Source organism: Marinilabilia salmonicolor (assembly GCF_003003035.1).
Classification (GTDB): Bacteria; Bacteroidota; Bacteroidia; order Bacteroidales; family Marinilabiliaceae; genus Marinilabilia; species Marinilabilia salmonicolor_A.
Map to the genome: position 1 here is coordinate 110,572 of NZ_PVTS01000013.1, position 22,456 is coordinate 133,027.

The following is a 22,456-nucleotide window of genomic DNA, read 5'->3' on the forward strand; positions in this document are numbered from 1 at the left end:
AATAAGGTTTTATAGCGAAAAAATTGAATTAATAAATATCCGGGAGTTAATTGAGAGGTTTTTCTTTATTTCAATAACCGGAATTGATGTTGCAAAATTATCTGTTCCCCAAATGGCTGGCAATCCCCACAAATTGTCATTTGTTGATAATCGGAATCACCCATCCCGGATAAGTGATAAGAAAAGTTTTTCCTCTTGTTGATGGGTTTTAGTGTGTTGAAAATGGGTTTTTTAGAAAGATGAATTATTCATCAGTAAAATTCCCGATTTGTTATTTTATGGAAAAGTACCCTCCCCATATTTAGTGAGTTCTAGGCAGGCTCAATAAAAATGTATATTTTTTTCTCGGTCAAAAACGAAAGAATTTGTTTCTTTGAAATGGCAAAATCCTGATTGTACAATGATTACATTTCTCTCTTCTATCGCAGCTCTGGTTTTAGGGTTTTTCCTTTACGGAAAGTTTGTGGAACGTTTTTTTGGAGCTTCGGATGAACGAACCACTCCGGCCGTTCGGGTAAACAACGGGGTTGATTATGTTCCCATGCCTACCTGGAAGGTTTTTACCATAGAGTTTCTGAATATCGCCGGACTGGGCCCCATTTTTGGCGCTATTCTGGGAGCAATGTATGGCCCTATAGCTTATTTGTGGATTGTGTTGGGGTGTATCTTTATGGGAGCGGTACATGATTATTTTTCGGGTATGCTCTCCGTTAGGAGCAACGGTGCCAGCATTCCTGAAATTGTTGGAAAATATCTGGGGCCTGGGTTTCAGAATTTTATGCGTATTTTTTCTTTACTTCTTCTGATTTTTGTGGGGGTGGCTTTTGTCTCTGGTCCTGCCGGATTACTTGCCAATCTTACCGCTGGGGGACTTGAAATATGGCTTTACAGTATTTTTGCTTATTACCTGATCGCTACACTTTTGCCCATCAATAAGATTATTGGTCGAATTTATCCCGCTTTCGGAGCAGCGTTGCTGATAATGGCTCTTGGTATTGCCGGTGCGATGATTTATTACGGAATAACCGGTGACCTGGTTATTCATGAACTTCAACTGAGCAGTTTTCGTAATTGGCATCACAATCCAACAGAGAATTTGCTTTTTCCCATGATGTTTATTGTTATCTCGTGTGGCGCCTTAAGCGGATTTCATTCTACCCAGGCTCCTATGATGGCTCGTTGTATCCGAAAGGAGAGTCATGGACGTCATGTTTTTTACGGAGCTATGATAGCAGAGGGGGTTGTGGCTATTATCTGGGCAACTGCAGCCATGAATTTTTTCGGCAACGCCGGAAATCTGAATGAAACCATGATGGTGGACGGTCAAAATCCTGCATGGGTGGTGAATGAAATCAGTCGTTCGTGGTTGGGGCCTGTGGGGGCTGTTTTTGCTGTGATTGGTGTAATAGCCTGCCCGATTACCACCGGCGATACGGCTTTTCGAAGCGCCAGACTTACCATTGCCGATGTTTTTAAGTTTGATCAATCCTCTATTTACAAACGGTTGATTATTAGTATTCCCCTTTTTGCCGTTGGGTTTGTGCTTTCACGACTCGAATTTGCAACGATTTGGAAGTATCTTGGCCTGTCGAATCAAGTATTGGCAGTGGTGGTTTTATGGACAGGAGCCATGTATCTGGCCAAAGTGAAAAAGAGCCATTGGATGCTTTCTTTGCCTGCCACTTTTATGACCATTGTTTGTGCAGCTTATCTCCTGGTGGCACCGGTAAAAACAGGAGGTTTGTTCCTTGATCCTTTCTGGGGAACTTCAGCTGGTGTTTTGGTTGGTGTGGGCTCAATGGGATTTTTTCTTTTTAGTATCCGAAAGTTTCGGCGTTGAAGCCGTTCCTGGAACAAACCATTCCAGAAGCGCGATATTCAGGCCAATGAGTACAAACCCATAAGCTACATCTTCGATAGGAATGGTCCCAATCCGGATTGCTGAGTTCATGGAGTCATTGTACCAGACCACAGGCTCGTCTAAACCGAAGCCTGTTAATATTCCATTGGTGATCAGGAAAGGAAGCAGGGCAATCAGGTAGGTTCTGTAAAAATGCAACAAATAGTCTGTCCTCAGCAGCCATTCTGTAACCAAAACAAAGAGAGCCGCCAGAGAAAAAGTGACGACTGAATAAATCCGGTCGTAATACAACACTGTGGCAGTTGCAAATACGATGATGAGTGCATAGCTGATGGTTCGCTGCATCTCGGGGTGCTTTTTCATCGGCAGCCACACATTTAATACCCGGTAAGTAAAAACCACGGCATAAGGAACCGTGACAAAAAACAGCCACTCTTCCATGGGGAGGTTGACGATTTTTATTCCGTTGAGATGCACCTCATTGAAGCCCCAAACCCCGATATGGGTGAATAGAATGTCCCAGAGAATGAACCCTGCTCCAGTGATGAGCATTGCTGGGATAAAATATTTCCAGATACGGAAAAATGCTACCTTCTTGTCAAAACTGAACAGAAAAGGAATAATCACCACAAGAATATTTATAATCAGATAAGTTGACATACTCTTTTTGTTTAATTGTTTAACACGAACGCACGCATTCGGTTCATTTGCGGTAAGCCGAACTGTCTGGCAAATAATAGATGAGGGCCATTTCTTTCTTTTTTGTTCTCCAATAAGTCCGGATTCTGAAATTTTTACTTTAAATTTGCCGGCAATAAGACTGGTTCGTACTTTCTGATTTCAGGAATACGATTAAAAGGGAATCCGGTTCAATTCCGGAGCTGTCCCCGCAGCTGTAAGCTCTTAATATGGTTTGAATAATACTTTCGCCACTGGAATTTTACATTGATCAATGACCAATTATCAATTAAACATTGGTAACTGATCATTGCTAATTGATAACTGATCATTGTTAATTGATTCCGGGAAGGCCATTCAGACCTGAGTAAGCCAGAAGACCTGCCAGATGATTCAATTCGTAGCTTTCGGGTGGAAAAGCGAAGATATGAACGATTTTTTCTTGTTCTATTTTCACTAAGACCGGATGTTTCGAATGATTAAAATTGTATTTAATCATTTGTAACTATGTTTTTAAGGTTATCTGTTTTTTGTGTGTTGCTGCTTTCGGCAACCAATCTTTTGGCACAGGATTTTTTTCAGGAAGATCCGGTGAAACTGCGAGAAGTTCGCGTAACCTCACAACGGTTACACGATTATGCTGTAGGGGCTACCGTGTCGGAGCCTGATTCTGATCTGGTCAAGCTGCATCGCAGCGGTTCTTTATCTTCATTGCTGGCCAATACATCCGGCATTTCGTTAAAAACTTATGGGCCGGGAGGACTTGCCTCTGTCAGTATCCGGGGTGGGGGATCTTCGCATACGCCTGTGTTGTGGAACGGGCTTAATATTCAGAGCCCTATGAGTGGAGGGGTTAACCTTTCGGTAATGCCGGTACAGTTTTTTGATCATGTGGAGGTTCAGCACGGCGGATCGGGAACTTTATTTGGCAGTGGAGCCATAAGTGGAGTGATTCATTTGTCGGGGAACGATTTGCTTCGAAAAGAAAATGCTCTGAGCGCCTCGTTGACCAAAGGAAGCTTTGGGCTGGGATCTGCAAGTGCAGAAATAAAGACCGGAACCACCAGCTTTGCTTCCCGTCTTTCGGTGTTCGGGCAAAAGGCCGATAACGACTTTCGCTTTATCAATACTTCCCGAATCGGAAATCCTGAGGAGACACAAACCAATGCCGGGGTTGTACAATATGGTGTTTTGCAGGAAAACCAATGGCGTATGTCTGATAAATCACTCCTCACAACCGGTTTTTGGTATCAGGACTATGATAAGGATTTGCAGACCTTGATGACCAGCAGACAGCCGGGTGAAACCAGTCAAAGGGATAAAAATATTATGGCCTCGGTCAATTATAAATACTATGGATCAAAAGGTATCCTGAATGTAAAACAGGGACTCATCAGAAATAAAGTACTTTACAGTGATCCTGACCTGGCAGATCCCCAGGCCGATAACAACTCTTTTTCGTGGATAAATGAAGCCGAGTATAAACATCGGCTGGGGAGATATCATTCTGTGAATGCAGGAGTCAATTACACTTACGAACTTGCCCGTTCCGACGGATACGGTGGTGATGTTTCACGCAACCGGGTCGCTGCTTTTGCCTCCGGACGATATGGCCTTACAGCAGGTCGTGGTGCCATAGTGCTGAGTTTTAGGGAAGAAATGAGCGATGCTGACCTGCAGCCTGTTGTCTTTTCTTTGGGGGTGGAACATCCTTTGTGGAACAGGTTGCAACTGAAAGGGAATATATCCAGAAATTACCGGATTCCAAATCTGAATGATCTCTACTGGATGGAGGATGGTTATGCCATGGGGAATCCGGACCTGTCTGCCGAATCAGGCTGGTCAGGAGATGCGGGAGCAAATTTTTCATTTCAGAATGGCATTTTCGCAATCACATTGAGTGCTGCTTATTTTGCTTCGCGCACCGAGGATATTATTGTATGGCTTCCGGAAGATGGAGGTAAGTGGAAGCCACACAACAAGGAAATTGGCGAAACAAGTGGTGTTGAGGCTGGTGTGGAAGTGACGGCAGTCGCAGGTAAAAACAGGATAAGTTCCCGTATTTTTTATACCCGGGTGAAATCCACGCTCTTTTCCGATGATGAATACGACAACCGGCAAATGGTTTATACGCCTGAGCATAATATGAATGCCGTGTTTGGCTATTCACGGGGAGACTTTTATGCAACACTTGCCGGACGATTTACCGGTGAGCGCTATTACGACTATAAAAACACGCTTGATGCATATTCACTTTGGGATACTTCCCTGGGATATAAATTCAGAATTTCCGGAATCAGTGCAGACTTTTCTTTTAAAATAAAGAATGTGACAGATGCTGATTATCAGGTAGTGGCATGGTACGCTATGCCTCCACGAAATTATTTGCTTTCAATAGATTTAACCATTTAAAAATAGTTTGATGAAACGAGAATAATATTTTTAAAGCATAAATTTCGCAAGAGAACATGGTTAAAAAATATTTTGCGAGAGCGGAGCGGTACCATCCGTTCTTACATTTTTAAATAGGTTTTTATCAGATAATTATAAAATTTTAAACGAATGAGAAAAATGGATTTTTTAAAAAAGGGAGTTTTCAGTGCTGGTGTGTTAAAAGCACTTTCTTTAGCTTTGTTTATGGCTTTTGTTTCTTGTGAAAGCGATGACGATCCGGTGATTGTAAAGGATAAGGGTGACTTTGTTAATGGTGTGTTTGTGCTTAACCAGGGGGCAATGAATGCTGCCAATGCCTCTGTCTCTTTTATTGCTCAGGATACTGTTATGGGCAATTTGTTTGCTGAAAGGAACGGTGCCGTGTTGGGCGATGTATTGCAGGATATGGTTTCTGTGGATACACTCTCTTTTCTCGTGCTGAATAATTCGCACAGTCTGATGGTAGTCAATAATAAGAACTTCAATTATGTGGGACAGATTTCTGAAGGAATAAATAACCCTAGGTACGCCGCTGTTTATGATGGATTAATTTATGTGTCTCAATGGGGAAACGGCGGTGAAGTGGCTGTTGTTGATCCTGAACAGATGCAGGTGGTCAGCTCCATTAATGTGGGGGTCGGTCCCGAGGGGCTCGAAGTTGTTGGTGATGAGTTGTGGGTGGCCAACTGTGGAGGATATGCTACCGATAATATTATTTCAGTAATTGATCCTGTCAACGATGAGGTAATTAAGGAAATTACGGTCAATGACAATCCACAGGACCTGATCGTAGATGCCGACGGTGATGTTTGGGTGCTGGCAACCGGCCGTTCTGAGTATGATGCAGTATCTGGAAGCTTTGTTAGTGTTAGTCCTGCTGCAATTCACCATATCAATGCTTCTTCTTATGATGTTGAGCAAACCTTTCTTCCAGATGAGGTTATTTACGGAAAAGCCACAAAAATTGCGCTGGCTGCTGACGGACAAAGTTTTTACTTCGGAGGTGGATATGGTTTTCCCGGAATATGGGAAGTAGATATTACTGCATCAGAATTGCCGCAGGAAACATTTGCAGATGTTACTCCGTCGGGTTTGGGCGTAAATCCCGCCAATGGAGATTTGTATGTTGGTGTTGCGCCTAACTTTACTGCAGCGGGGCGTGTGGAGATTTATTCTGCCAACGGGACTGCCGTTGAGACCTATGAGGATAATATAGGCATTGGGCCCTGCAACTTTGTTTTCGTCTCTGAGTAATCAGATTAAAAGAATATTGCTCCGGAGCCATTTCCTTTACAATGACTGCAATGATTTGTTCTGCCATAAACAAGTTTAGCTGCTTAACTCGCCCAAAGTTAATCAGAGGGAAATGGTCCGGGGCTTTTTTTAAATCCCTTTCACACATTCTTCAATAACCTGATCGGCCATTTTGGCGATGTCAGAAGAGGTGTGAATTAATAAGTTTTGGGGCAGGAACTCACCTCCTTCGATCTTATCATACGTGGCAAACAGTACTCCCTCTTTCCCGATTCCTCTTATTTCTGCATCCTTCATAGCTTCGGACGTCATTTCCGGTGTTTCCAGAATGATGGCATTTGCCCCCTTCTCAATAAGTTGCAGGCAGGCTTCCTTGATTTCTTTTGGGTTAAATTCCTTTGACGGTAACTCTGCCATATTGGGCGGTATGTCGAAACGCTCACAATAATTTTCTTTGTAAGTCACCTTTTTTTGATGTTTCTCTTTCGTGTCCTCTTTTGCACAGAGCATTCCGATGGCTTTTTTGTTGTGCCGGTACAGGAGCTGAATCACTTCATTGGTTTGCTGATGGTAATCCGGGGCAATGAACTTAACTGTTTCGGGACCGGGGATGAAACCCGCACAAATAATTGGAAATTCAATTTTCTCCTGGTCAATCTTATCACCAACCAACTCATGCTCAATGATGATGCCTGCATCGAATGGAAGTGCATTTAACTTTTCTTTCAGACTTTGGAGACTCGCCACCTGAGGCAGGATTACGTAACCTTTCTTTTCCGCTGCTTTGATCAATTCCTGGAGCCATTGGCGATTGCTGTAATTAGTGTAATCAGATGCAAAGACGCCGATCATTCCACTTTTCCCGTTGAGTCGTCCCGGATTGAATTTTCCGGGTTGATAATTGAGCGATTTTGCGGTATCTAAGACTCTTCTCCGGGTGGACTGCGCTATGTTTACGCTGTCAGCTTTCCCGTTTAAAACCAGCGAAGCTGTTGTTTTGGATACACCTGCCTGCTGTGCAACCTGGTTTAATGTGAATCTGGCCATTGCTAAATTTGTTTAGGTAAGTGTAAAGATAAGAAATATTGTGAATTCCGAATATTAAAATTCTGAGATGTCTTGAAAGCAGGGTACTTTTTTGGTTGAAAGCAAGGACTGAATACACATAAGAGGCGGCAGATTTTGTTGTTTTAACCGGGAGGTTGCACTACTTTATCAAACAAAAAACGAAATTGGTCAAGGCTTTGTTAATGAACGGCAAAAAATATTATCAAAAATTAAGGTTGATGCGTACATGATGCGTAACCTAAATCAAAAGAAAAATGAATACCGAATTACGTATTGGCCCATTCAAAAAAACGAGTTTCTGTACTCGCCGACTGGCGGGAACTGCACTTTTGACAACCCTGATGCTGACTTCAGCAGGAAATTTTTCCTCTTCTGCTCAGGAACCTTTACAACACGAAAAGCGCTTTTATCAGTCAGAAGACGGAAAACTGTTTGTTAACAAAGATTTACCTTTGTATCTGCGCATATCATCCGATCCCGATGATGAAGCCGAATCATGGCTGCTAAAAAGCAATACTACCGCTCAGTATTCAAATCCCATGTACCTGGATACAGAAGGATGGAATACCCTCAGATCTCCTTCAGCCGTTGATACTGCTACCCGAAAGACGGTTTACCCCTTGCAGGATATAATATTTGATATTTATGCTGATGGATTACAACCCAAAAGCCGATTGCTATGGGGGGAATCTGTTAATGTCCGGACGGATGACAAGGTGTTCTTTGGTGAAAAGGTGCATCTTGCATTTGATGCTTCAGATGAAATGTCCGGAGTAACGGATGTTTATTATTCATTAAACGGATCTGGGTTCGTGGGGGAAAAACAATCTCCGTTGAGTGTTGATGAAGAAGGGGATTATTCTTTGAAGTTTTACTCGGTGGACAATGTGGGAAACGTGGAGGATATGCACTCTTTTGATTTTTCGGTAGATCATACTGCCCCTATATCAACGCATGAAATCAGCGGCATCAATAAAAATAATGTGTTAGCTCCTGATGCCACCATTTGTTTGTCTGCTGTTGATAGTCTGTCCGGGGTGAACAACGTTTTCTTTGCCATAGATGATGGTGAATTTGAGGAATACAAAAATCCTATTCCTGTTTCGCGACTGAAAGAAGGGGATGGCCAAATAACCTATTATGCTGGAGATCGTGTAGGCAATGCAGAGGCACATAAATATATTGGGACCCTCTCTTCCGGTGCCAGTAAGGCTGAAGGTGAAGGAGAGGTCTTTGATTATTACATCGACAGGGACGCGCCCGTGGTTTCATTCGAATTTGAGGGAGATTACTTTGAAGGCGACCGTGAGTATATATCCGGGAGAACCACCGTGGCTTTATCGGCAAAGGACGACAAGTCGGGAGTCCAATCTATTCTATATAGTAATAACTCATTTCTGACAAATGAGGTTTACGACAATTCCTTTCATCCTGAAGGAAACAGTCCGGTAGTGCTTAGTTATTCTGCTGTTGACTGGGTAGAAAACAGTGCTCCGGAGACCGATCGCCATTTTTATATTGACAGAACAGCCCCCGGGAGCAAAGTTTCTTTTGATGGTCCTGTGTTCAGAAACCGGGATACGCTGTTTCTTGCAGCTCAGACCAGAATCTCCCTGGATGCTAAAGATCAGGAAAGCGGTGTAAAGAGCATTTCATATTCCCTGAATGGAGTGGAGAAGGAATACGGAGAATCATTTTCAGGAGATCGTTCCGGGGAGAATCTTTTGGAATGGAGGTCAACCGATAATGTGAATAATCAGGAAGAACTGCAGTCTCTTGTGTTTGTGGTTGATAGGGAAGGACCTTCGATTCATCATCATTTTAGTGTGGAGCCTATTGGAGAGAAAACGATCCGGGAGGAGAACTACGTCATCTATCCATCCAATACCAAGATATACATTGGTGCCACAGATGATGTTGCCGGAGAGGAATCTTTGAAGTATTCGGTCAATGGCAGTAAGGTGTCGGAAAAAATTCCGCTTAGCGGTTTGCAACCCGGCAATTATACAATTGACATTGAGGCTGCCGATGCGCTGGAAAATAAGACAACAAAAACCATCCGATTTTCCATTGAAAAATAAAAAGGAGCTGTCATGAGGAAAATATTGATGATTGGAATATTGCTCCTTCTTTCTTTGAGTAGTCAGGCACAGGAGGAGAATTACATCTCTCTTTATCTGCTAAATTTTACCCGGCACATTGAATGGCCGGAAGAGACAAGGGAAGGGAATTTTGTAATTGAGGTCCTGGGCCATGTATCCGTTTATGAACGGCTTAAGGAGCTTGCGGAGGGCAAAAAAGCCGGTAGTCAGCCCATTGAAGTACGAAATTATATGTCGGCATCCAATGTGGGTAAGCCTCATATTATGTTTGTTGGTCATTGGCAAAGCCGCCAGATGCAGGAGGTTCTTCAAAAACTTGAAGGACACTGTACTTTATTGGTTACCGAGCAGGAAGGTATGATTGCACAAGGAGCTGCCATAAATTTCATTATCCGGGAAGGTAAAATACAATATGAATTTAATAAAGATAATGCCTTAAATCGAGGCTTGGTAGTCAGTTCACGCCTTTGGCAAATGGGGATTTCTCAAAATTAAATCTTTCTTTTTTGTAAGCGAGTGCAACCCTTACATTTTTTATTCGTCTTCTGAGAGGTAAGTTTAAACAATATCGTGGCAAGGGATGGTCGATTTACCCTTACCACGATATTTTTGTTTTCTGATCTGTTTTGAAAAATATTTTTAATCACAGAATAATTAGAGGAAACAAAAATGTTTTAATTCCGTAAGCAATAATTTACAAATATTAACAATATCTGTGAAAGAAGAATCCGGATTGCTGTTTGGGCAATCATTTTCTATTTGGCATGGAAATTGGAATATTCGGGATGTTTGAATAATTGATGGCTTATTGATTAAGAGGAAAAAGAAGTTGGCGTATTAGAGAAAAGAACGTTAGATTTTATTAAAGTGTTTTGAGTTGAACAAAAACACTATTACGTTTGTCTGCTTCGTAAGGGCAGGGGGCCGGCCCGAAATTCATTTTTTTTCCGATATTTTTCAAGAAAATATGGTGTGCTGCAGGTATGTTTTATCTGTAATACAATGTCTTGTTGCCAAGGACAATAAATATGCTCTGGATTTTTTGGAGCCTCTGTTGTGGAGATTGATTAGAAACAACATTATTATAATTTGAATTTTTAACACTAAAACCATTTTTGAAAATGAAAAAGTTAAAGTTTGTAAGCTTAATGATAGCAGCCCTTTTTATGGGCTTTGGATTTACTTCCTGTGAGGAAGATGAAAGTATTCTGACAACAGGAGAAGACGAAGAAGTGGAACTCAATATTGCCGAAGGCGATAATTCCGCAGTAACCACCATCTATGTGAGTGACCTCGAACCAGGAGCAACTAGTGCCGATGTAACTGTGAATTTCACATCTGCCGACTCTAAAATGAGACGTTTGTACATGACTCAGAATATTGCCGGTGCAGGATATGAGAAGTATGAATTGGAAATTGACGGATTGGATACAAAAGGTGATGGATCTATTGACCTGAGCAGTGGTGAAGGATATGATTTTACTTTTACCATTCCGTTTCCTGTTTTGTCGGGTATGACAGAGGGTACTGTTGAGTATCAGCTTTGGGCTACTTCCGGACGTGGTGACTATCGGGATGTTGAAAATAGTCTGGTTTCAGGTCCCGGGAAAGTAATTATTCATTATGGTGGAACCAATCCTGCAACCGGGGTAAAGGAGTATGAGGCTGTTTTATTGGCTGCTCCGACTGCTGATAAAATTTCTGAAACTTTTGTTTCTTTGATTGATGGTGAGGTTTATCCAATAGAAGATGGTGTAGAGTTTGCTGCATATTGGGACTTTGGATATTATTATGGCGCATCAAATGAGGCTTCGCTGGCATCTACATTTGACTATCCATCTAATATTATTGATGTTAAGGAGGTTGCAAATACCACAGCAGATGAACTGAACCACACTTATTTTGCTTCGTCTAATTTGACTGAAACTGAGTTTGGTGCTGTAGCTAATGCTTCCGATTTGGATTTTGTGACTGAATCAGCTATGGAAACAATTACAAACCTGAACGTTGATGATGTTATTGAATTTGTTGACAATTATGGAAACAAAGGATTAATTAGGGTAATAGAGATTGAACCTGGAAATGGAGTAGGGGATTACATTAAATTGCATATCAAGGTTCAACCATAACAAAAACTGAAATACCAAATAGCTCAAAAAGGGTGGTACTTCGGTGCTGCCCTTTTTTTATTGGTGTTTTTTGAATGAATTTATCGTTTACTTATCCCCACGGACGATGATTCCAAATCCACACGGACGGTTTTTGTTTACATTTAACCGCTTCTTGTGCAGAATTTACCTTTCCTTGTACAGTTTTAACCCGTCCTTGTGCCGTTTTTGTGGCTTCTTGTGCAATATTTACTGCTCCTTGTGTAATATTGACCTCTCCTTGCGCAGTTTTAGCTGCTTCTGGTGCAATATTGACCACTTCTTGCAATGTTGAAAGCCCTTCTTGTGTATTTTTCCTTTTTTGTGGCGTTTCATTTCCTTCGCTGTGACCTTTTTTTAGCTGGTGTGGAAATGATTCCTCGATTTGTGGAATTCCTGCGTCGATGTGAATCCATTTACCGAAAAGGCAGCATTAATGAATGGTGGGGTAGCTTTTGTTATTCAAAATTCATGAGTATTGCATGCAGTATCAGTATGATAATTAAGGATTTGGATTGCCAATTCAACACAGGCGAATATTGCCATTGTAATTTAATAATAAGAATAGCCCCATCGCTACCCCCTAACCCCCTTAAAGGGGAACTCCCTCGCGCGGCATTTTCAAACTGCAAGATTTTTCTGGTTGATTTGGTTTGCGGGCTGGGGTACTCCCTTTCAGGGGAGCCAGAGGGGTAGCGATGGTAGATTACCGCTCGATTATGCCGCTTTGCTTGGAACGAAATCCACACGGACGGGAGCAGAATAATCTGAAAATTATCGAAAGCTAAAATTTTGCAAGAATCTGTTTAAAATCAAATCCAAACTTTTTTGCCGAAGTTCCGTATCCGGCGATGAAGATTTGAAGTATATAGTCAAATTTTGCCAGTTAAAATGATACAGAAATCGATGTTAAAAAAATAAATTTCAAGACTATGAATTTAAAAAACTTGACACTATTCCTTTTTATTGCACTTTTTCCGATTACTGGATGTGATGATGAAAAAATGGATGCAGAAAGGCTTCCCAGCGTTTCAACAAATCAAGTGTCAGAAATAACCGGTGAAACAGCAGCGTGCGGAGGAATTATTGATGATGATGCCGGAAGTACTGTAATTGAAAGAGGTGTTTGTTGGGACATCAACCCAAACCCCACAATTGAGCAAAACAGATCAAAGGATGGTTCTGGAGGTGGTTTTTTTGAAAGCATAATGGAAGACCTAAATTCAGGTACCGAGTATTATGTTCGGGCTTATGCAACCAATGAGTTTGGAACAAATTATGGTATGACCCTCTCGTTTTCCACACTTGTGTATCCAGCGATTGGGCCGATTAGTATTTTTGATGTAACAAGCAATACGGTTGTTGTTGATGGTATCGTTTCAGAAGAAAGTTCTGCGGAGATAATTGAAATGGGAATTTGTTGGGGATTGGAGGAAGAACCTACAATTAATAGTAGTACAAAGAAAATTTATGAGCATGAATTTCATGAAAGTATTGAAAGTCTGGAACCTGCTACAGAGTATTATCTCAGAGTATATACTATAAGTGATGCGGGTGTGAATTATGGAGAATCTTTATCTTTTATTACCGAAGAAGAATTGGAAGATGAGCAACCAGTAATCCCTGAAATAATAATTTATGAAGGAGACAATACGGCTAATATCACTATTTATGCCAGTGATTTGGAAACAGGGGTCACGAGTGTTGACGTAACAGTGAAATTTTCTTCAATTGAGGAAACTATGCGACGTTTGTACATGACTCAGAATATTGCCGGTGCGGGTGATGAGGTTTATGAGCTGGATATTGAAGGTCTCGATAAAAAGGGGGATGGCTCTGTTGATCTACCAAGTGAGGACGGAAATGAATTTACTTACAAGATCCCTTTTCCTGTACATTCCATGAGCGAAGGAACAGTTGTGTACTCACTTTGGACAACATCAGGCCGAGGTGACTATCGCGACACTGATAAGAGGCTGGTTGCTGGTCCCGGAACCATTACTATCAATTATGGGGGGATGAATCCTGAAGTTGTAAAGGTGAAAGAATATACAGCTAAAATTTTGGCTGCTCCCTTATCAGATGGTTCTTCAGATAGTTTTTTTTCGCTAATGGATGGAAACGTATTTCAGATTAATGGAGGTGGTGAGTTTGCAGCTTTCTGGGATTTTGGATATTTCTATGGTGCAGCATATGGTGCTTCCTTGGTGTCAACATATAATTATCCTTCAGCAATTATCGATATTGAAACAAATGCTGGTATTACCCTGGAAGAATTGAACCATACTTATTTTGCACAATCAGAGTTAACCATCGAAGAGTTTGATGCCATTGCATCAGCTTCAGAATTGGATGGAATTTCTCAATCTTCAGAAGAAACAGTAACGAATCTTGCCGTTGGAGATGTGCTTGAATTTGTCGATAATTACGGCAAAAAAGGTTTGATAAAAGTGTTGGAGATTGAGCCTGGTTATAGCGTGGGAGATTATATAAGGTTAGATATCAAGGTTCAACCCTAAGCAAAAACTGAAATACCAAATAGATCAAAAAGGGTGGCACTTCGGTGTTGCCCTTTTTTATTGGTGTTTTTTGAATGAATTTTTTTGCGGGCCTCCGTCGGCCCTGTCGGCGTGGAATTTTTTGCAAGCAAAGCAGCATAGCCGGGCAGTAATCCACTTCAAACTATAGCCTTTGTAAATTATAATGAGTATAGCCCCCCGTCTTTAGGGGGGGTACTATTATAGTAGGTAATTCAGGAGAGCCGGCTTCAAGCCGGCTTTTTGAAAAATTTACAAAGGCATTGTTGTAATTAGGAAGCCGGCTTGAAGCCGGCTGCTGTGTGCGTTCTGTCTGACACACACCGGCCTGAAGACCGGTGCTAATCTCATCGATATTCATTTCCGGGTTAAAACCTTGCCCCATCGGTATGGATTAGCAATCCACACCTTTTTCCATCCAAGGATCTGCAACCCAGAAACGCTTTAATCAGTATTGTAATCAGGTACTTGTCTATTGTGCAATTTTTCTGATTATTGTGTATATTGGTTCTTGTTGCGATTTAACTGCTTCTTGTACAGTTTTTACCTTTCCTTGTGCCGTTTTTGTGGCTCCTTTTGCAATATCTACCGCTCCTTGTTTAATATTGACCTCTCCTTGCGAAGTTTTAGCTGCTTCTGGTGCAATATTGGCCACTTCTTGCAATGTTGAAAGCCCTGACGGGGGTTTGTCCAACAAGTTCAAAGCACAAAAAAATGTCATGTTGAGCATAGTCGAAACATCTGTCTTTTAAGCGAGCAGATTCTTCGACAAGCTACCAATGACAGATTTTTTACAACAATCGGAAAGTCAGGGTTGTAGTTGTTGGCCCCCATTCGGGGACCTGATTCCAATCGTTCAGCCTTACCCCGGGTTATCGACCCGGGGTTATTAAAATTTGCCCCTTTCAGGGACGAGCAAATCCTGTCATTTACACATTATTCCCCAAACTTTTTTGGGTAGGCACGCCGTTTTCCTTTTTCGGATTTGCAATCTAGAGAAATTAAATGATTTTTTAGTTTGGAAAAAGATTTTTGAGAAGCAGGTTTATATGGAGCGGATTACAAATCCACACGGACGGGAGTAGGCTAATATATTGTCTGATAATTAGTATATTGTGGTTTAATCTTAATGAAACGAGCATGGCTGTGATTGTCTCAAAAGAACATGTATAAATTCTTGCATGCGAGTTCCATCCGACCTTAATTAGTAAATTTTATACGGATGAAACGAGCATGATATTTTTTAAACATAAATCACAGGAGAACATGTTTAAAAAATATTATGCGAGAGCGAAGCGGTTACATTCGTTCTCAAATTTTTAATTAGGTTTTTATCAGATAATTACAAAATTTTAAGCGAATGAAAAGAATCATGGATATTGCACGTCGAATTAACCGTGAATTTTTTTTTCTACCATAACAGTCGTTAACTGGATTGATGTATTTACAAGGCCTGTGTACAAACACATTATAATGGATTCATTAGAGTATTGTCAGGCAGAGAAAGGGTTGGAGATTTATGCATGGGTGATAATGAGTAACCATATTCATTTAATTTCTGGTCTCACAGACGGCCATTTTCAAGCTAAAATCATTTTCTCAGTCCCCCTCCTTGGGAGGGGTTAGGGGAGGCCCTCATTTCCCCTCCCTGGGAGGGGTTAGGGGAGGCCCTCAGTTCCCCTCCTTGGGAGGGGTTAGGGGAGGCCCCTTATCCATTTTATGTTATCTCCTGAAGTTCCCTTTTTTACTGGGTATGTAATAGTGTGATGGGCTTTGGTTATTATAAGTGCTTACAGATTATCTCATTTTTTTGTGCAGGCAATATTGATTTTTATCATAAAAACAATTCTTATTTGGTTTAATATGTTGAAAAGCAGTGGTAAAGGTGTTGTTTTTGTGGATTTATAAAAACTTTCAATTTGTTACTGCGTATAAAAAATATCCTTATTTTTGATGTAATTAATAGACCAAATAAATCCAGGGATATGGAAAATAAATTTAAAGCATTTATGGACACCGTCAGGATGAAGAATCCCGGCGAAGATGAATTCTTACAAGCCGTACAGGAAGTTGTGGAAACTGTATGGGACTTTTACCTTGAGAATCCCCGATATCAAAAAGCTAAAATACTGGAGCGCATGACTGAACCCGAGCGTGTGGTGATGTTTCGTGTGCCCTGGGTGGACGATAAGGGAGAAGTTCAGGTAAACCGTGGGTACCGGGTTGAGTTTAATTCCGCTCTCGGACCTTATAAAGGAGGTTTGCGTTTTCACCCGAGTGTAACCCTGAGCGGACTAAAGTTTCTGGGTTTTGAACAGACTTTTAAAAACAGTCTGACTTCTCTTCCCATGGGGGGAGGAAAGGGAGGAAGCGATTTCAGCCCCAAAGGAAAATCGGACAATGAAATCATGCGATTCTGCCAGGCTTTCATGGCTGAACTTTTCCGTCATATAGGACCCAATACCGATGTGCCTGCAGGTGATATTGGCGTTGGCGGTCGTGAAATCGGTTACCTCTTCGGGATGTATAAAAAACTTAGGAATGAATTTACCGGAGTATTGACTGGTAAGGGACGTGAATACGGTGGAAGTCTGATTCGTCCTGAAGCTACCGGTTTTGGTGCCGTCTATTTTGTCCGGGAGATGTTGAAAGAGAAGAATGATACACTTAAGGGCAAAACGATTGCCATTTCCGGATTTGGTAATGTGGCATGGGGAGCTGCCCTGAAAGCTACCGAATTGGGCGCCAAAGTGGTGACCATTTCCGGACCCGACGGATATATTTATGATGCGGAGGGTATCTCCGGAAGTAAAATTGATTATATGCTGCAGTTGCGGGCTTCCAATATGGATGTGGTGGAGCCTTATGCAGAAAAGTACGGGGCTGAATTTTTCAGAGGCGAGAAACCCTGGCAGCAAAAAGTGGATATTGCCATTCCCTGTGCCATTCAGAATGAATTGAACGAAGAGGATGCCAAAACGCTGATTGATAACGGTTGCTATCTTATTGCTGAAGCTTCCAACATGGGATGTACAGCAGAGGCGGCAGCATTGGCCACAGAAAAGGTTATGTTTGCTCCGGGTAAGGCGGTTAATGCCGGCGGGGTTGCTGTTTCAGGACTGGAAATGAGCCAAAACAGCATGCGTATCAGCTGGACACGTGAGGAGGTTGATGAAAAACTGAACCAGATAATGAATAACATTCACCAATCCTGCGTACGTTACGGTAAATCGCCCGATGGCAAAATCAATTATGTGAAAGGTGCCAATATCGGTGGCTTTGTGAAAGTGGCCGAAGCTATGCTGGCGCAGGGAGTTGTTTGATAACGGATTGTACGTATATATTATAATGAGTCAGTAATCATAGGTTGATTTTTTAAGGGGATAGTTGTGTTTGATTTCTCATGTGTCAGTCAAACCGGCTGTCCCCTATTTATGTGTTTTGTGTATTCCGGAGCGCAAATACATCAGACCTTGTATCTCGATGAGGATCGAATACACGCAATCTGAAACCCAAAACAAATCTGCCTTGTGCACTACCTCCCTATGAAGAAAACTCCTTCACAGGGTTCACCCTGTAGAGGTAGTTCCTCACAGGGTAAACCTAAACCCCCTGAAAGGGGAATCCCCGCCCTCAATTGCTAACCCCCAACTCAAAACCCAAAACTCACAACTCAAAACCCAAAACTCACAACCCAAAACCCAAAACTCAGAACACCGAACCCAAAACTCAGAACACCGAACCCGGAAATCAAAACTCAGAACACCGAACACAAAAGATTATTTCATTACTTTTGAAGCATGATAGATACACATTCACACATTTATTTGCCTGAATTTGATCAGGATCGACACGAAGTAGTGGAAAAAGCCCGGTTGGCAGGAGTGGAAAAAATCCTGATGCCCAATATTGATGGTCAGAGTGTTCGTCCGATGCTCGCTGTTGAAGAGATGTATCCGGATTATTGTTATTCCATGATGGGATTGCATCCCACTTCGGTAAAAGGAGACTATGAAGAGCAATTGTCCAATGTGCAATACTGGCTTGGTCAGCGTGATTTTATAGCAATAGGTGAAATCGGGATTGATCTTTACTGGGATAAAACCTGGGAGCGGGAGCAGCGGGTCGTTTTCCGGAAACAGGCCGAATGGGCCAAAGAAAAGGGTATTCCCATTGTCATCCATGTTCGTGAAGCTTTTGAAGCCGTTTTTCAGGAATTGGATAAGGTTTGTGATGACCGGCTCAAAGGGGTTTTTCACAGTTTTTCCGGAAATAAAGAGCATTTGCATAAAGCGTTGGAATATCCCGGGTTTATGTTGGGAATCAACGGGATTGTAACTTTCAAAAATGCCAAACTTGATGAAGTACTGAAAGGAGCTCCTGCTGATAGAATTATGACCGAGACGGATGCCCCTTATCTGGCCCCGGTTCCCTATCGCGGAAAGCGCAATCAGCCTGCTTATATGAAAAATACGTTGGAAAAAATGGCTGAGGTTTACGGGATTACCCCTGATGAGATGGACCGCATCACCACCCGAAATGCCCGGCAGTTGTTTGCTATTGACCATTAACCTGCTGCTCACTGCCCCCTGAAAGGGGAACCCCTGCCCGAAGTTCCCAAACTCAAAACCCAAACTCAAAACCCAAAACTCGCAACTCAAAACTCAAAACGAAAAATGGATAAGCAGGTTCTCATTATTTACACCGGAGGTACCATTGGTATGGCGGTTGATCCGGATACCAATGCTTTGGTACCTTTCGATTTCGAAAATATATCTCGTAAAGTTCCGGAGCTCAGGAAGTTCGATTTTAAGGTAAACAGCATTTCCTTTGATCCGATTGTGGATTCTTCAGAGATGTCGCCTGAGATATGGGCGCGGCTAGTTGAAATTATTGAGGAGAATTATGCTGCCTACAATGGATTTGTGATTTTGCATGGTACCGACACCATGTCATACACGGCCAGTGCGTTGAGTTTTATGCTTCATAACCTGCAAAAGCCCGTGATACTTACGGGAAGTCAGTTGCCTTTGGGTGCCATCCGCACCGACGGCAAAGAAAATCTTCTCACCGCATTGGAAATTGCAGCCACTTATAAAAACAACCAGGCATTGGTGCCGGAAGTTTGCATCTATTTTCAGGATAAACTGTTCAGGGGAAACCGGACTACCAAATATAATGCGGAACATTTTCGGGCTTTTCGTTCCGATAATTATCCTCCTTTGGCCGAAGTGGGGTTGCACATCAAATACAATTATCCGTATATTCGCTACACAACATTAAACGGATCATTTTCAGTTTCAAAGAGAATGGACAGTAATGTGTCGTTGTTGAAGATATTTCCCGGAATTAATGAAAATGTAGTTCGATCGATACTGGAGGCTCCCGGATTAAGAGGCGTTGTGCTTGAAACCTACGGTTCGGGAAATGCTCCCACCAGTGAATGGTTTATGAAGGCACTTAAGGATGCCATAGAACGCGGGGTCATTATAATAAATGTCACGCAGTGTCTGGCCGGAAATGTGGAGATGTGGCGATATGAAACCGGCAGGCATCTGCTCAATTTGGGCGTTGTGAGTGGTCATGACATTACCACCGAGGCTGCCCTTGCCAAGTTGATGTTTTTGTTGGGCAACAGTGTCTCCATGGGAGAGATTAAAGATAAGTTGAATGATTCCTTGAAAGGAGAGATTAAGCCTGTTATGGCTTGATTGCGTGGGGTCTGTGTGTTTTTTTGACACTTACAAGACCTTCCCGAAAGAGGGATGGTTTGAAGTTTTTTAGGATGATTTTGGATCCTAAACTTGTAATTGACATTTTTTTTGTAATTTGCAACCCTGAAAAATGGGCAACTCAAATTTAATTTTGAGATTCTATTAATTGATTTTAAATTTGTTCTCCATTTTCAGAGAGTGAGAATGAATTATTTTTGAGTATTAACAAACCAATACAAATCAAAATTTTTTACAGATTATGAAAAAGCTATTTGCGTTTTTGGCAGTTTTTGGGATGCTTAGCATGGGTGCATCATCCATTTATGCTCAGGAAGAAGAGCAGTCGGTAGCTGAAGAGACTACAACTGAACAAGTTGCAGAAGAGGAAGTTGCAGTGGAAGAAGAAGTAGCTGCAGAACCGGCAGAAGGTGAAGAGCCCCAGGGAATTCACAAACAGATTAAAGCTAAATTTATTGAAGGTGGTGCAGTATTTATGAGTTTCGTATTGCTGGCTCTCGTTTTTGGTTTGGCTATTGTAATTGAAAGAATCATTTATCTGAACCTTTCAACCACCAATACCAAGAAACTTCTTCAGAAAATTGAAGATGCGCTTAACGAAGGTGGTGTGGAAGCTGCCAAAGAGGTATGTCGCAACACCCGCGGGCCTGTTGCTTCTATTTTCTATCAGGGGTTGGATCGTTTCGACGAAGGCATTGAAGTAGTAGAGAAGTCCGTTGTTTCTTATGGTTCTGTTCAGATGGGAATGTTGGAAAAAGGACTTACCTGGGTTTCATTGTTTATCGCTATTGCCCCTATGCTTGGTTTCATGGGTACAGTTATTGGTATGATCGACGCTTTCGATACCATCGCTGCTATGGGTGACGTTTCTGCTACTGCTGTTGCAAGTGGTATTAAAGTGGCCCTTATTACCACAGTGTCCGGTTTGATTGTTGCCATTATTCTTCAGATTTTTTACAACTACCTGGTTTCTAAGATCGATGGTATTGTAAACAATATGGAAGATGCTTCAATCTCTTTGATGGACATTCTGGTTAAGTATAACATGAAAAAATAATTGTCATTATGACTAAGCTTTCGAAATATTTGAGTTATGTACTATATCTTCTCCTGGCTGTAACGTTGGTGTTTGCAGGATTATTCTACTTCGGAGGTGAAGTGGAAGATGCCGGATACCCGTTATATACCGAGTCGTTCCTGAATTGGGGAAAGGTATTGTTGATGATAGCAGCTGCCGTAGCAATTCTTTTTGAGATTGCAAATTTGCTTTTGCATCCTCAGGCTGCTATCCGATCACTTATTTCAATTGCCCTTTTGGGGGTGATTGTAGTTATTGCTTACAGCATGGGAGACGGAACTCCTTTGCAGTTGGTTGGATATAAAGGACCAGACAACGTACCTAGTATGTTGATTTTGGGCGATACATTCTTGTATTCTACTTATATCCTTATTGGTGGTGCTTTGGTTGCAATATTGTTTACCGAAGTTTCCCGGATTTTTAAGTAAACATGACTGATGGCAGAGCTTTATTAAGCTCTGTCAACTAAAAATATTTTAAATTTATGGGAAAAAGAGATGTTCAGGAAGTGAATGCAGGATCGATGGCCGATATTGCTTTCCTTTTGCTTATTTTCTTCCTTGTGACAACCACGATGGACACAGATTCCGGTTTGTCACGCATGCTTCCTCCCCCGGTGCCTGAAGATCAGGAAACTCCACCGCCCATTAAAGACCGAAACGTGTTTGAGGTGTTGATAAACTCTCAAAACCGGTTGCTGGTCGAAAACGAGCCGATGGAGTTGAGAGAACTTCGTGACGCCGCCAAAGAGTTTATTCAAAACCCGTTGGATGAAGAGGGACTGCCAGAGAAAGAGGAAAAGCAAATTGAATATTTTGGCATTTATCCTGTGAGTAAAGGTGTGATTTCTTTGCAGAATGACCGGGGAACACAGTATCAGATGTATCTCTCGGTGCAAAACGAATTGGCTGCTGCTTACAATGAGCTCCGTAATGAGCTTTCACAATCCAAATTCGGCAAAAAATTTGACGAACTGGAGGAAGACAAACAGGATGCAATTCGTGATATCTATCCGCAAAAGATTTCCGAAGCTGAACCTAAAAACATAGGAGGGAAATAGCATGGCAAAATTCAGAAAGAAAAAAGGTAGTGGCCAGCAGGCCATTAATACCGCCTCTCTCCCCGATATCGTTTTTATGCTTTTGTTCTTCTTTATGGTGACAACCACCATGAAAGAGGTAGCACTGAAAGTTCAGTTGAAACAGCCGGAAGCTACTGAGTTGAGCAAGTTGGAGAAGAAATCATTGGTGACCTATATTTATGTGGGTGTTCCCCAGAAACAATATCAGGGAACTTTCGGTTCTGAACCGCGTTTGCAGCTCAATGACCAGTTTTCTACTGTAGATGATATTCGCAACTATATTGTGCAGGAGCGCGAATCGATGCGAGAGAGTGATCGTTCTAAAATGACGGTTTCAATCAAGGCCGACTTTGATACCCCAATGGGCATCATTACTGAGGTTAAGCAGGCTCTTAGAAAAGCCCAGGCACTTAAAATCAGTTATTCGGCACGTCAGGTAAATCAAGTACCGATGTAAAATCAGAAATTTGATTTTCAGATATAAC

Annotated in this window: 18 protein-coding genes and 1 riboswitch; of the genes, 14 read left to right on the plus strand and 4 right to left on the minus strand. The window is 41.9% G+C overall.

The genetic code is table 11. The features are described from left to right. Positions 1-400 precede the first annotated feature (400 nt). The gene (locus BY457_RS13545; RefSeq protein WP_106153859.1) at positions 401-1,840 is read left to right on the plus strand and encodes a carbon starvation CstA family protein; all 1,440 of its coding nucleotides are present in this window, start codon (positions 401-403) and stop codon (positions 1,838-1,840) included. Here the strand turns inward: BY457_RS13545 and BY457_RS13550 are convergent. After that, entirely contained in the window at positions 1,796-2,521 is a 726-nt protein-coding gene (locus tag BY457_RS13550; protein ID WP_106153860.1) for a lycopene cyclase domain-containing protein, read from the minus strand. The two genes, BY457_RS13545 and BY457_RS13550, sit on opposite strands and share 45 nt — an antisense overlap. A gap of 144 nt (positions 2,522-2,665) precedes the next feature. Further along, a riboswitch (cobalamin riboswitch) is annotated at positions 2,666-2,942 on the plus strand. A 104-nt stretch (positions 2,943-3,046) separates the two neighbouring features. Between BY457_RS13550 and BY457_RS13555 the strand changes: the two genes are divergently transcribed. Both BY457_RS13555 and BY457_RS13560 read left to right on the plus strand, forming a co-directional pair. After that, on the plus strand, positions 3,047-4,951 hold the full coding sequence (locus tag BY457_RS13555) for a TonB-dependent receptor plug domain-containing protein (protein ID WP_106153861.1): 1,905 nt from the start codon (positions 3,047-3,049) through the stop codon (positions 4,949-4,951). 150 nt (positions 4,952-5,101) lie between these two features. Then, entirely contained in the window at positions 5,102-6,226 is a 1,125-nt protein-coding gene (locus BY457_RS13560) for a YncE family protein (RefSeq protein ID WP_106153862.1), read from the plus strand. A 129-nt stretch (positions 6,227-6,355) separates the two neighbouring features. Here the strand turns inward: BY457_RS13560 and BY457_RS13565 are convergent, their stop codons facing one another. Continuing rightward, on the minus strand, positions 6,356-7,273 hold the full coding sequence (locus BY457_RS13565) for a LacI family DNA-binding transcriptional regulator (protein WP_106153863.1): 918 nt from the start codon (positions 7,271-7,273) through the stop codon (positions 6,356-6,358). Positions 7,274-7,548: 275 nt separating this feature from the next. On the opposite strand from BY457_RS13565, the gene BY457_RS13570 reads away from it, so the two are divergent. From BY457_RS13570 to BY457_RS13580, 3 genes are all read left to right on the plus strand, one after another. Further along, on the plus strand, positions 7,549-9,375 hold the full coding sequence (locus tag BY457_RS13570; protein ID WP_106153864.1) for an OmpL47-type beta-barrel domain-containing protein: 1,827 nt from the start codon (positions 7,549-7,551) through the stop codon (positions 9,373-9,375). 12 nt (positions 9,376-9,387) lie between these two features. Beyond that, positions 9,388-9,891, plus strand: coding sequence for a YfiR family protein (locus BY457_RS13575; protein WP_106153865.1), 504 nt, complete (start codon positions 9,388-9,390; stop codon positions 9,889-9,891). A 626-nt stretch (positions 9,892-10,517) separates the two neighbouring features. Beyond that, positions 10,518-11,525, plus strand: a complete 1,008-nt coding sequence (locus BY457_RS13580) for a hypothetical protein (protein WP_106153866.1) — start codon at positions 10,518-10,520, stop codon at positions 11,523-11,525. Between the two features lie 91 nt (positions 11,526-11,616). Here the strand turns inward: BY457_RS13580 and BY457_RS13585 are convergent, their stop codons facing one another. Continuing rightward, a complete protein-coding gene (locus BY457_RS13585; RefSeq protein WP_146130988.1) occupies positions 11,617-11,823 on the minus strand; it encodes a hypothetical protein in 207 nt (68 codons plus the stop codon). A gap of 652 nt (positions 11,824-12,475) precedes the next feature. Here BY457_RS13585 and BY457_RS13590 point away from each other — a divergent pair. After that, positions 12,476-14,062 (plus strand): hypothetical protein, encoded by a 1,587-nt coding sequence (locus BY457_RS13590; RefSeq protein ID WP_106153868.1) that lies wholly within the window; start codon positions 12,476-12,478, stop codon positions 14,060-14,062. Positions 14,063-14,552: 490 nt separating this feature from the next. Here BY457_RS13590 and BY457_RS13600 read toward each other — a convergent pair whose 3' ends face one another. Next, positions 14,553-14,810, minus strand: a complete 258-nt coding sequence (locus tag BY457_RS13600) for a hypothetical protein (protein ID WP_106153870.1) — start codon at positions 14,808-14,810, stop codon at positions 14,553-14,555. Between the two features lie 1,255 nt (positions 14,811-16,065). Here BY457_RS13600 and gdhA point away from each other — a divergent pair. The 7 genes from gdhA to BY457_RS13635 all read left to right on the plus strand — a co-directional run bounded on the left by gdhA (position 16,066) and on the right by BY457_RS13635 (position 22,428). Beyond that, the gene (gdhA, locus tag BY457_RS13605) at positions 16,066-17,403 is read left to right on the plus strand and encodes an NADP-specific glutamate dehydrogenase (protein WP_106153893.1); all 1,338 of its coding nucleotides are present in this window, start codon (positions 16,066-16,068) and stop codon (positions 17,401-17,403) included. Positions 17,404-17,880: 477 nt separating this feature from the next. Further along, a complete protein-coding gene (locus BY457_RS13610; protein WP_106153871.1) occupies positions 17,881-18,651 on the plus strand; it encodes a TatD family hydrolase in 771 nt (256 codons plus the stop codon). 105 nt (positions 18,652-18,756) lie between these two features. Continuing rightward, a complete protein-coding gene (locus tag BY457_RS13615) occupies positions 18,757-19,791 on the plus strand; it encodes an asparaginase (protein ID WP_106153872.1) in 1,035 nt (344 codons plus the stop codon). Between the two features lie 262 nt (positions 19,792-20,053). Further along, entirely contained in the window at positions 20,054-20,869 is an 816-nt protein-coding gene (locus BY457_RS13620; protein WP_106153873.1) for a MotA/TolQ/ExbB proton channel family protein, read from the plus strand. 8 nt (positions 20,870-20,877) lie between these two features. After that, entirely contained in the window at positions 20,878-21,318 is a 441-nt protein-coding gene (locus tag BY457_RS13625; protein WP_106153874.1) for a hypothetical protein, read from the plus strand. Positions 21,319-21,374: 56 nt separating this feature from the next. After that, a complete protein-coding gene (locus tag BY457_RS13630; RefSeq protein ID WP_106153875.1) occupies positions 21,375-21,950 on the plus strand; it encodes an ExbD/TolR family protein in 576 nt (191 codons plus the stop codon). Position 21,951: 1 nt separating this feature from the next. Beyond that, positions 21,952-22,428, plus strand: a complete 477-nt coding sequence (locus tag BY457_RS13635; RefSeq protein ID WP_010664571.1) for an ExbD/TolR family protein — start codon at positions 21,952-21,954, stop codon at positions 22,426-22,428. Positions 22,429-22,456 lie beyond the last annotated feature (28 nt).

Excerpts from the sequence above, each read along its gene's own strand:
- BY457_RS13635 (WP_010664571.1), top strand. The coding sequence starts at position 21,952 with ATGGCAAAATTCAGAAAGAAAAAAGGTAGTGGCCAGCAGGCCATTAAT.
- BY457_RS13590 (WP_106153868.1), top strand. The coding sequence starts at position 12,476 with ATGAATTTAAAAAACTTGACACTATTCCTTTTTATTGCACTTTTTCCG.
- BY457_RS13615 (WP_106153872.1), top strand. The coding sequence starts at position 18,757 with ATGGATAAGCAGGTTCTCATTATTTACACCGGAGGTACCATTGGTATG.
- BY457_RS13620 (WP_106153873.1), top strand. The coding sequence starts at position 20,054 with ATGAAAAAGCTATTTGCGTTTTTGGCAGTTTTTGGGATGCTTAGCATG.
- BY457_RS13625 (WP_106153874.1), top strand. The coding sequence starts at position 20,878 with ATGACTAAGCTTTCGAAATATTTGAGTTATGTACTATATCTTCTCCTG.
- BY457_RS13550 (WP_106153860.1), bottom strand. The coding sequence starts at position 2,521 with ATGTCAACTTATCTGATTATAAATATTCTTGTGGTGATTATTCCTTTT.
- BY457_RS13570 (WP_106153864.1), top strand. The coding sequence starts at position 7,549 with ATGAATACCGAATTACGTATTGGCCCATTCAAAAAAACGAGTTTCTGT.
- BY457_RS13560 (WP_106153862.1), top strand. The coding sequence starts at position 5,102 with ATGAGAAAAATGGATTTTTTAAAAAAGGGAGTTTTCAGTGCTGGTGTG.
- BY457_RS13580 (WP_106153866.1), top strand. The coding sequence starts at position 10,518 with ATGAAAAAGTTAAAGTTTGTAAGCTTAATGATAGCAGCCCTTTTTATG.
- BY457_RS13555 (WP_106153861.1), top strand. The coding sequence starts at position 3,047 with ATGTTTTTAAGGTTATCTGTTTTTTGTGTGTTGCTGCTTTCGGCAACC.
- BY457_RS13575 (WP_106153865.1), top strand. The coding sequence starts at position 9,388 with ATGAGGAAAATATTGATGATTGGAATATTGCTCCTTCTTTCTTTGAGT.
- BY457_RS13565 (WP_106153863.1), bottom strand. The coding sequence starts at position 7,273 with ATGGCCAGATTCACATTAAACCAGGTTGCACAGCAGGCAGGTGTATCC.
- BY457_RS13545 (WP_106153859.1), top strand. The coding sequence starts at position 401 with ATGATTACATTTCTCTCTTCTATCGCAGCTCTGGTTTTAGGGTTTTTC.
- gdhA (WP_106153893.1), top strand. The coding sequence starts at position 16,066 with ATGGAAAATAAATTTAAAGCATTTATGGACACCGTCAGGATGAAGAAT.
- BY457_RS13600 (WP_106153870.1), bottom strand. The coding sequence starts at position 14,810 with ATGCTCAACATGACATTTTTTTGTGCTTTGAACTTGTTGGACAAACCC.
- BY457_RS13610 (WP_106153871.1), top strand. The coding sequence starts at position 17,881 with ATGATAGATACACATTCACACATTTATTTGCCTGAATTTGATCAGGAT.
- BY457_RS13630 (WP_106153875.1), top strand. The coding sequence starts at position 21,375 with ATGGGAAAAAGAGATGTTCAGGAAGTGAATGCAGGATCGATGGCCGAT.